Annotated in this window: 12 protein-coding genes; 3 read left to right on the forward strand and 9 right to left on the reverse strand. The window is 54.3% G+C overall.

Annotated features, from left to right (window positions below; all coding sequences use genetic code 11):
- The coding region (locus VEV40_RS20060; protein WP_324834854.1) for a hypothetical protein at nt 1-1,095 on the forward strand (1,095 nt) is incomplete at its 5' end.
- A gap of 561 nt (nt 1,096-1,656) precedes the next feature.
- Here VEV40_RS20060 and VEV40_RS20065 read toward each other — a convergent pair.
- The 8 genes from VEV40_RS20065 to VEV40_RS20100 form a co-directional block, all read right to left on the reverse strand.
- Entirely contained in the window at nt 1,657-1,863 is a 207-nt protein-coding gene (locus tag VEV40_RS20065; RefSeq protein ID WP_324834855.1) for a hypothetical protein, read from the reverse strand.
- A gap of 78 nt (nt 1,864-1,941) precedes the next feature.
- Nucleotides 1,942-2,370 carry a DUF192 domain-containing protein gene (locus VEV40_RS20070; RefSeq protein ID WP_324834856.1) on the reverse strand — a complete coding sequence of 143 codons (429 nt, stop codon included), beginning with the start codon at nt 2,368-2,370 and terminating at the stop codon, nt 1,942-1,944.
- Nucleotides 2,371-2,960: 590 nt separating this feature from the next.
- Nucleotides 2,961-3,872 (reverse strand): type II secretion system F family protein, encoded by a 912-nt coding sequence (locus VEV40_RS20075; RefSeq protein WP_324834857.1) that lies wholly within the window; start codon nt 3,870-3,872, stop codon nt 2,961-2,963.
- 10 nt (nt 3,873-3,882) lie between these two features.
- On the reverse strand, nt 3,883-4,857 hold the full coding sequence (locus VEV40_RS20080; protein ID WP_324834858.1) for a type II secretion system F family protein: 975 nt from the start codon (nt 4,855-4,857) through the stop codon (nt 3,883-3,885).
- Nucleotides 4,858-4,878: 21 nt separating this feature from the next.
- Nucleotides 4,879-6,159 (reverse strand): CpaF family protein, encoded by a 1,281-nt coding sequence (locus tag VEV40_RS20085; protein ID WP_324834859.1) that lies wholly within the window; start codon nt 6,157-6,159, stop codon nt 4,879-4,881.
- Nucleotides 6,160-6,200: 41 nt separating this feature from the next.
- A complete protein-coding gene (locus tag VEV40_RS20090; protein WP_324834860.1) occupies nt 6,201-7,304 on the reverse strand; it encodes an AAA family ATPase in 1,104 nt (367 codons plus the stop codon).
- A gap of 186 nt (nt 7,305-7,490) precedes the next feature.
- On the reverse strand, nt 7,491-8,006 hold the full coding sequence (locus tag VEV40_RS20095; protein WP_324834861.1) for an A24 family peptidase: 516 nt from the start codon (nt 8,004-8,006) through the stop codon (nt 7,491-7,493).
- Nucleotides 8,007-8,181: 175 nt separating this feature from the next.
- The gene (locus VEV40_RS20100; RefSeq protein ID WP_324834862.1) at nt 8,182-9,699 is read right to left on the reverse strand and encodes an ArnT family glycosyltransferase; all 1,518 of its coding nucleotides are present in this window, start codon (nt 9,697-9,699) and stop codon (nt 8,182-8,184) included.
- Nucleotides 9,700-10,359: 660 nt separating this feature from the next.
- Between VEV40_RS20100 and VEV40_RS20105 the strand changes: the two genes are divergently transcribed.
- Together VEV40_RS20105 and VEV40_RS20110 are read left to right on the forward strand one after the other, a co-directional pair.
- Entirely contained in the window at nt 10,360-11,790 is a 1,431-nt protein-coding gene (locus VEV40_RS20105) for a sigma-54 dependent transcriptional regulator (RefSeq protein ID WP_324834863.1), read from the forward strand.
- Nucleotides 11,787-13,298, forward strand: a complete 1,512-nt coding sequence (locus tag VEV40_RS20110) for a hypothetical protein (protein ID WP_324834864.1) — start codon at nt 11,787-11,789, stop codon at nt 13,296-13,298. The genes VEV40_RS20105 and VEV40_RS20110 overlap by 4 nt, the downstream gene beginning before the upstream one ends.
- Nucleotides 13,299-13,313: 15 nt before the next feature.
- Here VEV40_RS20110 and VEV40_RS20115 read toward each other — a convergent pair.
- On the reverse strand, nt 13,314-14,244 hold a 931-nt coding region (locus tag VEV40_RS20115), incomplete at its 5' end, for a glycosyltransferase family 2 protein (RefSeq protein ID WP_324834865.1).

Below are 14,244 nucleotides of genomic sequence, written 5' to 3' on the forward strand. Positions count from 1 at the left end.
CCCTCCGGTTCCCGCCACATAGCACAACTGACGCCTGCGCCACAGACACTAGTTCAGCCTGACCTGCCGCCGAACGTTGTAATTCCGCAGAAGATGCCTGTCCCGCTCGCGCTGCTGTGGGCCACAGAAAATAATCCGACAGAAAAGATTGTTCCGCCACCCCTACAGGAGGCGACGAACGCGAGTGTCGAACCTTCTCTTGACCCTCCAAATCCTGAGCTGAAGTTGGCCGACATGAGGGTTTCTCCCAATCCGTTTCGAACGGAATTGCCGATGCCGTCCCCGAGCACTTCATCACCAATGACTGTCTACCGGCCAGACGCGGCCAATCAGGTTCCGCAGACAGGATCGCAGTCCATCACCCCACCGACGCCTGCACGCGTCATGTCTCTCTCGGATGTGCTGCTGCAGCAAGGCGCGGTTCCCTTGCCCATGATCAACGAAACCGCCCCTTCATCCTCAACCGATTTGCTGGCGCCCGAAAGGCCCGAAACCCCTCCGCAGGACGGTGGTGGAAACCAGGCAAACAAGCAACCTGGAGCCGGCGCGGGCCAGACTTTAGGCGATCAGGGCGATGCGACTGCGGGCAGCGGAATAGCCGGACAGAACGGCACTGGCAATGATCCTGCCTATTCACGCATTATGCTGCCAAGAGACGGCCATTTTGGGGTTGTGGTGGTTGGCTCTTCTCCGGCTGATGAGTATCCGGAAGCGCAAGGCGCGTGGACAGACAGGCTGGCATACACTGTTTATCTCCATGTAGGCCTCGCCCGAAGCTGGATTCTTCAGTACTCGTTGCCGCTTAACGCCGAAGCGGCCGCCGGAGGAGACGCTGTGCGTCCCGACGCTCCGTGGCCATTTGTCGTCGTTCGGCCTCACTTGGCGCCAAGCGACACAAATGGCGACGCCATCCTGGTTCATGGGATGATCAACACCAAAGGGCATTTTGAGCAGCTGTCAGTGGTCTTTCCGCAGCAGTTCGCGCAATCACATTTTGTCCTGAGCGCGCTTCAACAATGGCAGTTTCGTCCCGCAACGCAGGACGGCCAAATTACCGCCGTTGAAGTATTGCTGATTATTCCTCGGGAAACGTAATCGAGACGGTGCAGGATATCCAGACCTGCTTGTCTCTTTAGGAGCGATGCTCCGAGTGGCTCTATCTATAGGGGATTTCTGAACCTGGAATGCTGTGGGAGGAACATCCTTTTTCTCTGAGGTCACACATGCCACAGCTCCATCGGCAACTGCCTCGCTGATTCTAAGTCTTCCTCCGCTGGTTACGCTCTTCTGCCGACAGTTGCTGCCACTCTTTCGCTGCCAACCATGCATCTAGTCGCCGCCGCTCTTCCACTGCTAGCCGTTCCAAATCCTCCAGAGTTATTCGCTGCCCCTCTTCCGCTGCCAACTCCGCTGCTAACCTTTGCGGATCATCCGCTGCTTTCCGCTGCCGTCTTTCTTCGGGCTTCCGCAGGTCTTCGGCTGTTCGACTCTGACGCCCTTCCGCTATCCACTGCTGCTGATCCGGCACAAAATTGCCCGTTGCTAACGGGCCTTTCCTTGGACTTCTTTCAATAACGGCGTCAGGCTTTTGCTCTGCTGACACCCGGCTCCAGACGGAGTAAAGATAAACTTGAAAGAAACGCCGTCCGAGTCGGATCAAATGACCTTGGCCATGACGGCGATGGTGGTTTCAGCACCTCCATCCGCTACCTCAGTCATCTGGAGCGTCAGGATGATCAGAGTGCCCGGATACCAGCGCCTCTCGGTAAGCAGATACAGCCCGGTCGAGCTTATGTCTTTAACCCTATGTGCTGCCGGAGTGGCACTTTCTCCATCATAGAAGTAGGTAACGAGGGGGGACATTACATGTCGAGGGGACCGTTCGTCATCGGGAGATAAATACCGATTAGCTTCCTCATAATAACGTCTTGATAATTACTTTTACCCTGCTCGCTCCTTCATGCTGTGGTGATAGGCGACCTGCTCATTTAGCCGCGATTCCATTTCTTCAGGCGGGCAAATCAGTAATTGGTCTCCCTGCTGCGTCTGTGAAGAGTAGAGCGTATGGATAGGCAACTGCAACACACTTGCTGCATTGGTGCGCAAAGGCGCGATACGAAATGTACGAAAGTATTCAATGCAATGAATAACGCGGTAATCCTCATCCAGATAAATCAGATCGAGCGGGAACAGCACGCCAATGGTATGCACTCCGCTGGAGGGCACCATCCACAGCCCCTCGTCATACCTGAGCCGTAGCCTGCCGATCAAACCCTTGAGGCGCTCGAAGGACGTATCGGCGCGCGTGATGTTCAAGCTGAGAAAGCATTCGCGCGTCTGGTTATATATGCAATACTTCTTCTTCTCCAATACGCCTCCTTCCCGTGGTTGTGTGCCCGCAAAACGGGCGCGTTAATTTTCAGGGCCAGGATCTGTGTCCGCATCCAGGTCGCGCTTGAGTTTTTTCTGGGCGGCATGCCCATCCCTTTGACCATGCCGCATCAGAAAACAGGGCCCATACTCCTTCCATGAAGGAGCACCATACGCCAGGTCGTTCCCTGCGTCACACTCTTTCTTGGCTTCGAGCAATGCAGGCGAACCAGGATGAACCTTGGCTACTGAACGCGCGTTCTGCGGCGCTGGATCAAAATGCCCAACACGATGACAAAGAGCACGCCGGCAACTACCCGGATAATCGTTACGCTGTCCATGTCCATCCTCCTTCCCTCTGCACTCGATCGAGCATGCCCGATGCTATTACTTCGAAACTTGAGCCAGCTTAAGCTGCCCCGTCGTGGCCCAATATAGAGAACAACGCCCTGACCGCAAGCACGCTGGCGTTATTGACTACTGAACGCGCGTTCTGCGCCGCTGGATCAGAATGCCCAGCACAACGACAAAGAGAACACCGGCAACTACCCGGATAATTAATACGCTGTCCATGTCTATCCTCCTTCCCTTCAGTGGTTAAAATATTTGTGAAATGATTCCGCCATGACAATAGCGGCCGGCCCCAGTGTCACCAGGAACAACGACGGGAAAATGAAAAAGACGAGCGGAAAGACCAACTTGACCGTGGTCTTCGCCGCTAACTCTTCCACTTTCTGGCGGCGCTGCGTTCTTAATGTTTCGGAATGAGTGCGCAAGGTCTTGGCGACGCTCGTTCCAAACTTTTCTGATTGAATAAGAATGTTGACCAGAGCACGCACGCTCTCCACTGCAGTTCGTTCGGCAAAATGCTTCCAGGCTTCTCCTCGGGAGACGCCAGCACGCTGTTCCAGCACCGTAACGCCCAGTTCATCGGCGATGTCCGGCTGCGCGCTTTCCAGTTCTTTAGCTGTACGCGCCGTTGCATGGTCCATACTCAAGCCGGCTTCAATGCAGATAACAAGCAGATCCAATACATCCGGCAGCCCGCGGCGTATCCGATCCTGCCGTTTTTTTATTTTTCGTCCCAGCCAAAAATCTGGACCAAGATATCCCACCCCGAGGGCAAAGGCATAAACAATAAAGGGATTGAAGTTCCCTAAGCCCGAAACCATCGCCAGAAGGCAGAGGATCAGCGGGGTCAGTACCTTGGCTCCAAAAAGAAACTTCGGCGCAGACTCAGAGCGATAACCAGCGCGAACCAATCTTTGCTGAACAACTGAAATCTCCGTCTGGCTCTTTGGCAAAATGCGCTCCAAATGGCCCATCGCATCGCTAATAGAGGAGCTCGTCTGCTGAAAGGCATCCCTCAAGCGCGTCTGTTTTGCGCGTGGCGTAACCACGTCGCTGAGACGCTTCATCATCGCCTCGCGATAGAAGAGCAGGAGTCCGCCACTGCCTATCAGTAGGAAGATGACGAGAAACGAAATTGCCGCAAATCCCATAGCTAACCCTTCAAACGTCCATTCGAACGATCTTGCGAATAATCAAAGCTCCAGTAATCATCATGAAGCCCGCAGCATAAAGTAGCTTTATGCCAATTTCGCGCTTCCACAAAAGACTCATCGTGTCCGGGTTGACCAAGTACAGCGCTAATCCAAGCATCACAGGAAGGAAAGAAAGAATCCAACCCGTCATACGTCCCTGTGCGGTATGAACCTTGATCTGGCGTTTCAGTTTGAACCGCTCGCGAATCACGTTGGCTACCTTGTCAAGAACTTCCGCAAGATTTCCTCCAGTCTCTTTCTGGATCAGAATCGCCGTCGCTACCATGTTCAGGTCTTGCAATGGAACCCTGGATTGCAGGTTGTGCAGCGCAGTTCTCAACTCGAGCCCGTAGTTCTGCTCCTCGCAGCAGATTCTGAATTCGGAGCCAACTGGGTCGGGGGATTCCTTTGCCACCAGATCCAGAGCGGAAACCAGACTCTGGCCTACGCGCAATGCGCTCACCATCATGTCAAGTGCTTCAGGCAATTCCGCCTCGAATTTGTCAAAGCGCTTCTTTCGCTTCCACAGCACGTAAACAAACGGCGTGAAGCCCGAAAGCGCACCAATCAGCAATGCCAGAATCACTCCTGTGGATCGCACATACATCAGATATGCGGGAATCACGCAGCACGTAACCGACGTCAGGATCAGCGCTCCCGCGGTCCATTTCAAATTGGCCTGGTAAAGCAGCCGGCTCAAGCGCGGAGCGACATCAAGCTTCAACAGCCAGCGGTTGACCCAGGGTATCGCGCTAAACAACTCCTCTTTGCGGATATCAACAACTGGGTCTTTAGACTTCTCCGGCTTGTCGACGGCCAGCGTCGACGCGAGAACAGCAAGGGTCTTCTTGGTCTCTTTGGATACGCCAACGCCGCTTCCCAGCAGAACTAACGCCAGGACCACAAATGCGCCTAAAAATACGATCAGGAGCGGCAATAACATACTTATCGACCTTTGCCTTTCTTAATTGACTTCCGTCACACGTTCGAACATGCTCTGCGGGAATAAAATCCCCGACACACGCAGCCTTTCAAGAAACTTGGGCCGGATCTGCGTCGGCATAAATGCACCCTGGACCTTGCCGTCCGGACCAATGCCCTTCTTCCTGAAGGCGAAAATTTCGTGCATAGTGATCACGTTTTCCTCCATGCCCGTGATCTCAGAAACGCTGACTACCTTACGTGTGCCATCGCTCATTCGAGAGACCTGAACGATAACCGTGACTGCCGAAGCGATCTGCTGGCGCACCGATTTCTCCGGCAGATTCATGTTTGTCATCGCAACCATCGATTCCAACCTCGACAGGGCATCGCGTGGCGTGTTCGCGTGTATCGTCGCCATCGAACCTTCGTGACCGGTGTTCATGGCCTGAAGCATGTCAAAGGCTTCTTCTCCACGGACCTCGCCCAAGATGATGCGATCCGGACGCATACGCAGACTGTTGATCAGCAGCTGTCTCTGACGAATGGCCCCTACGCCCTCGATGTTCGGCGGGCGCGTCTCCAGGCGCACAATGTTCTGTTGCGCCAGTTGCAATTCGGCCGCATCTTCGATGGTGACGATGCGTTCGGTCTGCGGAATGTATTGAGAAAGAATATTGAGAAATGTCGTTTTACCGGCGCCGGTGCCCCCGGAAATCAACACGCTGATGCGCGCGCGCACCGCGCCGGCCACTAGTTCCAGCATCTCTGGTGAAATGCTCTTCAATTCTACGAGTTGGCTTGCTCCGACGGGACCGGTCCCGAAGCGGCGAATCGACAATGCCGGCCCATCGAGGGCCAGAGGCGGAATAATGGCGTTGACGCGGGAGCCATCGGGCAGACGAGCGTCCACCATTGGCGAAGATTCATCCACCCTGCGTCCAACGCGCGACACAATGCGGTCGATGACCTGCAGAAGATGACGATCGTCGCGGAATGATGCTCCAGTTCTCTGCAGAAGACCCCCGCGCTCAATAAATATCCTGTCCTTGCCGTTGACCAGAATGTCGGAGATTTTCGAATCACGCAGAAGCGGCTCCAGAGGCCCGAGGCCGAAGACCTCATCAAGAAGGTCGGCCTGTATCTTCTCCTGCTCGCTGAAATTCAACGGCACCCTCTGGTCGCTGATAATTTCAGTGACCATGGCGGCAACCGCCTGCCGCGCCTGGCTGGAATTAACGCGAGAAAGCTTTTCCAGATCGAGCTTCGAGATCAGCGTCCGGTGTACTTCCGTTTTGAACTTTTCAAGAATTGTATTTTCCACGCTTATGCCATCCGTTCAATCTCTTCGAAAACGCCCATACGTTAGAAGAGTCCGAATTTCTTTTTCTTGTCTGCGGTTGCGGGCAAGCCGCACGCCGTTCTGGCCATCTGCCGAATGACCTGGGAAATGGGGCTATCCTCCATTGCGAGCGGAGTGGCCGTATTCTGGGCACGCCGGGCAGCGATGTAGTCGCTCGGAATCTTCCAATGGATAGGCCGGGTCAGTGCCTTTGTTATGTTTTCTTCGTCGATGCCCAGCGAACGCGGCAGAAATCGATTCAGCACAATCTCAATCTCAGGACCGCCTGGCGAGGAAAAAAATTCAGCAATGATGCGATTGGAATTGCGCAAACCGGAGATGCTGACCTGCGTTACCAGATAGACAATGTTGGCGCTTCGAAAAAGCGTCTTGCACATTGATCCTACGGTTGAGCCGGCGTCAACAACTACATAGTCAAAATCCTGCCGGGCAATGTTTAATAACTTTTCAACGGCTTGGTCCGATACATCAATCGAGGTATATCTATCGGGCGCGGCTAGTACGGATAGACCTGAGCGATGCTTGGTCAAGAGCGTGGCAAGAAGGTTCGAGTCCAATCGATCCGAGCTCTCAATTGCGTTTGCGGTAGAAAACTGCGTTGTTATTCCAAGGTCAATCGCTACATTCCCAAGAGGTAGGTCTAGGTCAATCAATACCGTGCTCTGACCGGATTCGCGTGCGAGAGTCAGAGCAAAGTTGCTCGCCACCGTAGTTACGCCGGAGCCACCCTTGGCGCTGGTGAAAACTACCAGCTTCCCGGTTGCCCGCTTGCCGGGGCGGCCCAAAGGACGGCGTACTGAGGCACGCACCAGTGCTTCGGCAATAGTGCTCGGAATGACTGGAGCGTTGAGAAATTCTCGAGCACCTGCCCGCATGCAACGGACCAATAACTCCGCATCCGACTGTGCGGAATGAACCATAACGGTCGCCGAGCTGCTGCCGCAAATGTTCTCCACCAGTTCGAGCGCGTGCTCCGGATTGCTGTCCAGCTCAATAATGATGACGTCGTACTCAGCATTCAGCATCTGGGGCAAGTCGTCCAGGCCAGGATAAGATGGAAATTCCCGGGTTACATTCGCCTGTGATTCCGCCAAGGCGCTTGTCATAGCGCTGCGAGATGTCCCCCCTGGGCCAATCAACGCGATCGACAAGACGTGGGCGCCGAGAGCATCCGGGTTCTGGGTAAAGGTCGATATCATTGACTTACGGCCCCCTGCCAGCCGCAGCACTCCCGTTGATGGTTACGGGGGAGATATATTGCGAGCAAAGCAGTCGTCATTTTCATTTCCCGATCAACGCGAAAAAAAAGATACAAGTGTTCCAATGGCAATCGCAGGCGCATACGGCATCTTGCGTGTCAGCGGATTGTCCAGCACCAATTCCGGATGAGGGCGCAGTCCGCGTTTCTTCAGGCCAAAGACCAGGTCGCCGGCGCCGCTGAACAACTCGCCAAGAAAGCCTCCGCAGGCGGCCCAGACTAGCGCCATAATGCCTCCGACGATGCCTGTAAGGACCAGGGCAATCATCAATTGTCCCGGCCCCACCCAGGCTCCAATAGCGGCACATAGCTTTACGTCACCCATCCCCATGCCGCCCATCATGCTCAAAACCCCAAAGAGCAAGCCACCTAATGCAAAGCCAGCGAGACTGTGACCCAACCCGTTCCACCCATGAAGCCAACCCGAAACAGCCATCCCAGCAATCATGAAGGGGAAGACCAGCCAGTTCGGAATGCGGCGGCTGCGCAGATCGGTAAACGTCGCAATGACGAGAACAATCAGGGTTGGCCACCAGGCGGTTGAGTGCATACTCGGACTCTCTTCAACAGTTCGGGAGTGGAACACTATGGAAAAAGCAATTCTCCGTCCAAACCGTAAAAGACTGTTGAGCGTCTGGATTCAGGACCTTAGCTCTCTCCCCACCAGGGAGTGTGCACGTCCGTTTACAGCCGTACTGCCCAAGTGGAAAAGCAGATATACACCCCTAGCGACCCTGTTTTGTCGTTGTCGACGCCCTTGGGAACAGCAATGGCAGATCAGAAATCGGGCCAAGGACAAAGTCATGACCATTTGCAGAAATCGTTCGCAGGCTTCCACCGGGAAGTTTGTTCATGGCTTCCCTCAAGTGCTCCTTGTAGTCAGCGCCCTGATTCGGAAGCGGGAAGAATACGAATTGGGTCCACGGGCCAACCGGCAGTTCGGAGAGCAGGCGCGTGCCGCGCCCCTGCATGGCAAAGATGCGCGTCCCGTCCCTCAGCCTCACCGCTGGCGACTGCAGGGTGAGATAGGCAGGCAGATAATAGCCCGCATGGCGATAGCCCAGGAAATGCGAGTCAAACCCGACGATCAAGGTGTTGCCGGCTGGAGCCACCTGCAGGAAGGCCGTTACAACGTCCTGCAGTTCAGCCTCAAATCGCCTGACGGACCGGTACGAGCAATAAAGAGGCGCCGCAATGAAAATGACGACGTTGATGGCTGCGCCAAGCGCCATTACTGCAACCTTGAACGCTTTCGATCCAGCGCCATTCTCATACCAATCAGAAATCGCTGATCCGAGCCAGACACACGCCGCAGGCGCCATAATCAGCAGATAGCCGCTGTTAACGAACTTAAGGAAGATGAACGTAAAGAAACACAACGCCGGAGCAATCCAGATAATGCTGAATATCTTCTTCCCCCGGTCGGATGCATCAATCCCTCGCGGCCAGCGAAGCGGAGCCAGCGAAGCCGCACCAAACACCAAAAAGTAGATAAAGACAATTGTGAGCGCGCGGCCGATCGAAGTGGCAGGAGAAGAGTTAAAAACCGTGTCTTTTGCCGGGACTGCTTGCCATAATGACAATAGCGCGCTGAAATAAGCCCTACTTCCACCGGCTGCGGAAATCATAGGTAAAAACCAGCTACAAACCACCACAGCAAGAGCCATTACTCCAACTAATATTCCCTTCATCTTTGTCCTGCTTAAAGCAAAAAGAAGAAGCGGCGCTAAAAACAGACATGACGATGGCCGCACGCCGGCGGCGAACCCCAAAGTGACTGCAGCCGGCACGATATAACTGCGCCGCCCGCAATAGACACGCCAGCATAGATACCCCAGAAGTGCGGAAAAGAAAGCCTCAACGCTATAAGTCAGCGCGACTGTGCCATGAAACCATGCGAGCGGCGAAAACAGGAAAAGCAGGCCAGCAAACCGCGCTGCCCTCTGATCGAACCAATCCCAAGCCAGAAAATAGATAAGGGCTACCGTCCCGCAACTGGCAACGATGCTCAAGACCACAAGTGCCAGATTGGCATCATGAAACAGGAGATTCAATAGCCGGCCAAGAGATATGTAAAGGAAATAACCAGGCGGATGAGGCTGATGAACCCGTGGATCGAAATGCTGCATCCCGAGGGCGAAATTGACCGAATCTATGTCGTAAAGGTAGTGGCTTCGAAAGGCAAAGCGAGTTATGGCAACGGCGCTCATCAGAAGAAGCGCGTCCAGTTTGCGGTAGATCATGCAGGGCCTCAGTGCAACTGAAATGCCATTTGTCGAGTTATCTGGATGAAACAACCGATGTTAGCGGCTGGCAGTTGGTTTTCACCGCGAATCGTCGCGTCATCTAGGTGGAGCAAAAGTCGAGTTACTGTTAGCAATATCCGACGTGGAATTACTTCTATTTTTGGAAAATGTTACCGAAGTACTATCGACCTTCTTGACAGAATCCGATATTTATATAAGACACACCACCTGATAGATGAACATCGGTAGTGAGACTTTCCATTGCTTTAGGCGAGGATAAGTCAAGCTGTCAAAAACAGTTTGTATCGCAGCCCACAAAATTCCCTCCCCCACTTGCGATGCCACGAAACGCAGACACCGCTTTGTGTGATGTTGGCAGTGGTTCCGCGGCATCTTTTGGCGCAATGAAGGAGCAACGCTGACTTCGGCAACTGCTAAACGCTTGTGACTGGCGTGTGTGCGCTAGAGCAAAGACAAAGGTGTGGTAGAGCAACGACTAAAATCTGCAGGCAGGCGACCATTGTTCAGGCGAAAGAGGGTGGAAACCTAGAGCATTGTTCCCTACTAAAAAAAAGGGTTTCCACTTTCGCTGCATCTTTTAGTGCAATCAAGGAGCAATGCTGACTAATGTTGAGGATCGGGGTTTTTTCAGAGGACTTGAAACTGCAGCCTCTTCTTTCTTCTGCTTTGGGTAAGGATTTTCAGGTCGTCCTCGAATCTCAAGAGGACGGAATTTCTCGACTGCTCGCCTCGCAGGATTGCGATGTGGTGGTTCTCGACCTGGATTCCAATTGCGGTTCTCTCGATCGGCGGATGGATTGTTGCCGCCGCATCGCTGGAGATCGCATCCCCTCGGTGGTGATGGCCGATGACAGCCTTCGCCCGGCAGCGGTAGAACTGGTGCAGCTTGGCTCGCATGGCTATTGCCGTAAGCCGCCATCGGTTCGTGAGCTGAAGGCGATGCTCTACCGTGCGCATGAAAATGGCTTGTTTGCGCGGGAGCCTAAGGCAGAACAGCCGCAGCCGCAGCCGGAAAATACCGCACAGGAAAAACCGGGAAATACCGGCGGGATCAGCAAATTCGCCATCCAGTGCGATCAGATGATCGGGCATTCCGAGCCGATGCAGCGCGTTTACGAGCTGGTTCGCCGCGTCACCAATCTTAATGCTTCGGTTCTGGTCACGGGAGAGAGCGGGACCGGCAAGGAGCTGATTGCCAGGGCAATCCACAATACAGGTGCCCGCTTCACGCGCAAGTTTGTTGCCGTTTCCTGCGGGGCGATCCCAGAGACACTCATCGAATCCGAGCTATTTGGCCACGAAAAGGGCGCTTTTACCGGAAGCGTTGGCGCGCGCGAAGGCTATCTGGAACAGGCAGGCGATGGCACGCTCTTCCTGGATGAAATTGGCGAACTGAGCCTCAGCACTCAGGTCAAGCTGCTCCGCGTTTTGCAGCAGCGCGAATTTTCCCGCCTCGGAAGCACTCGTATCATTCCTCTACGCGCGCGGCTTGTGTTCGCGACGCACCGCGATCTGGCTGAAATGGTGGCACAGGGCAAATTCCGCCAAGACCTTTACTACCGCATTAATGTCATGCGAATCGACGCGCCAGCTTTGCAGGAACATCCGGAAGACGTTCCCGCCATTGCCATGCACTTCCTGCAGCGCTACTCAGAGGAGTATGCCAAGCCGATGCACGAAATCGAGCCGGACGCGATGCAGATGCTGCAGCACTATTCCTGGCCAGGCAATGTCCGCGAGCTCGAGAACGTCATACAGCAGGCCATCATCATTTCTCAGACTAATAACATTCGCGCCGAAGACCTGCCGGGTAATCTCCGCGAAGATGACGTCATCAACATCAACGACTATCACCCCGACGGTTCGTTCGAGCGGCTTCTGCGCGACTACAAGGTCAAGCTGGCAACGACTGCCGTGCGTGAGCACCATGGAAACAAAACGCTCGCGGCGCGCAGTCTTTCTATTTCCCGTGCTTATCTGCACCGGCTGATCCGGCTTGCCGACCAGCCTATGGAAGAAGTCATGGTTGAATCTGAAGGGCGGGATTTCGACACCGGCACAGTATGAGCACCGCGTCTGTTGCTGTCGAGCAGACAGCCGCACCTGAACGCACAGTCGTTCTGGCACGCGTCTGTTCCTTCCCTGCCGTCCTGGCCTGTCTTCTGATCGTCCTGGCCCTGCTGACCGTGCGGTCTCGTTTCAATGACCCGGACATGTGGTGGCACCTCAAGATGGGTGAAGTCATCTGGACCACCCACAGCGTACCCACTACTGACACATTTTCCTATACAACGAATCATCACAGCACCGTTCCGCAGGAATGGCTTTCGCAAGCGCTCATCTATGGCGCTTATCGATGGGCGGGCTATTCCGGCCTGATGTTCTGGATGTGCTTCTTTACCTCGGCATTACTCATCGCCGGATACGCTCTCTGTTCGCTTTATTCAGGCAATGCGAAAGTCGGGTGGGCGGGAGCGCTGATCATCTGGGTTTTTGCAACGGTTGGCTATGCGGTGCGGCCGCAAATGATCGGCTATCTGCTGCTCATCGTTGAGCTGCTAATACTTCATTTGGGACGCACCCGCAGTCCGCGCTGGTTCTTCTGGCTTCCGCCTCTGTTTGCGCTTTGGGTGAACTGTCACGGATCGTTTTCATTCGGATTGGGCGTAGCCGGACTGATTTTGTTCTGTTCGTTCTTTAATTTCGAGATGGGTCTGCTCGAATCCACGAGTTGGGAGCCGCGCCGCCGTCTCTTTCTGGGATTCGCGCTGGCCGCTTCTGCCGCGGCATTGTTTCTCAACCCCGTGGGCATCAAGCTAGTGCGGTATCCGTTAGATGTCATGCTGCACCTGCCCGTCAACCTCAGCAGCATCGCGGAATGGAAGCCGCTGCAGATGACCAGCGGACGAGGAATCGTGCTGATGGCTGCTATTGCGGGTATTTTCCTTACAGTCATTATCCAGCGCTCGAAACTTTTCTGGCATGAGTTGGTGCTGCTTGCGGCTGCCACATGGTTTGCCGTTCATCATGAGCGCATGACTTTCGTCTTCGGGATCCTGGTCGCCCCCACTCTGTGCAGACTGCTGTCAACTGCTTGGGACAACTACGACCGAAAGAAAGACCGTTGGCTGCCGAATGCTGTGATTATCACGCTGTCACTGCTCTCCCTCTTCTGGATGTTTCCCCGTCGGCAGGCCCTGGCGCAACAGGTTGAGGAATCGAGCCCGGTAAAGGCTGTCAAGTTCATGAATGCCCACCATCTTTCCGGCAATATGCTCAACGAGTATGCCTATGGCGGATATCTGATCTGGGCTGCGCCCGAACATCCGGTCTTCATCGACGGACGCGGAGACATTTTTGAGTGGGCAGGAGTGCTCGGCGATTACGGGAAGTTCATCATGATGCAGGGCGACCCGAATGAAGTCCTGGACAAATACAGCATTCGTTTCTGCCTGCTGGACAAGGGCGAATCTGTCGTAAAAATTCTGCCTTTGCTACACGGCTGGAAGACCATCTATTCAGACAATGTCTCGGTGATTCTTGCCCGTACTCCCAGCAGTTCGCCGCAATCTTAATCCGGAGAACCTCGCTCACAATGTTTTCTCGACAATGAATCTTGGCCGCCCTTTGGCCTCCGAATATACCTTCGCCAGATAAATTCCGATCACTCCCATGCAAAGCAACTGAATCCCGCCAAGAAAATACAGCGGAATCACAATTGACGCCCATCCGGGCACCGCAGCCGGGTTCAGAATTCTCACGCCTAAGGCCCACAGAGCCAGGCCAAAACTGACCAGCGAAATCAGAATTCCCAGCACGGTAATCAGCTTCAGTGGAACTTCCGAAAATGAAGTGACACCTTCGATGGCAAGACCAAGCATCTTTGAGAAGGGATACTTGGACTCCCCGGCAAAACGCTCCTGGCGGTCGTAATACACCGTTGCCGAATTGAACCCAAGTTGTGGAATCAGCCCGCGAAGAAACAAATTAGCTTCTTTGTAGTCGCGCAGCGCCTCAATCACTCTCCGGCTCAAAAGCCTGTAATCGGCATGATTAAAGACCAGCCGAACGCCAATTGTCTGCAGCAGCCGATAGTATCCTTCAGCCGTTCCCCGCTTGAAAAGCGTGTCAGCGGAACGCTCGCGTCTTATGCCGTAGACAATCTCTGCCCCCGAAGAATAAGCGGCCAGCATGTCCTTCATTGCAGAGAGGTCATCCTGCAGGTCGGCATCGATGCTGATGACTGCATCTCCCTCCGCATTCATCAGCCCAGCAAGCAGCGCGGACTGATGGCCATAATTCCGCGAAAGCTTGATTCCATGGACGCGGCTGTCCCCGGCGGCCATCACTTCAATCAGGTCCCATGTGCGGTCTGTCGAACCATCATCAATAAAGTAGAGGGAAACTTCGCGAACGAGACCAGCCGCGATTAGCTCTTGAATTAAAGACTCCAGACATGAAGCCGTTTCCGGCAGCACTTCTTCCTCGTTGTAGCAAGGAACAACGATCGCCAATCGCTGC

It is taken from the genome of Alloacidobacterium sp., from assembly GCF_035631355.1.
GTDB lineage: Bacteria > Acidobacteriota > Terriglobia > Terriglobales > Acidobacteriaceae > Alloacidobacterium.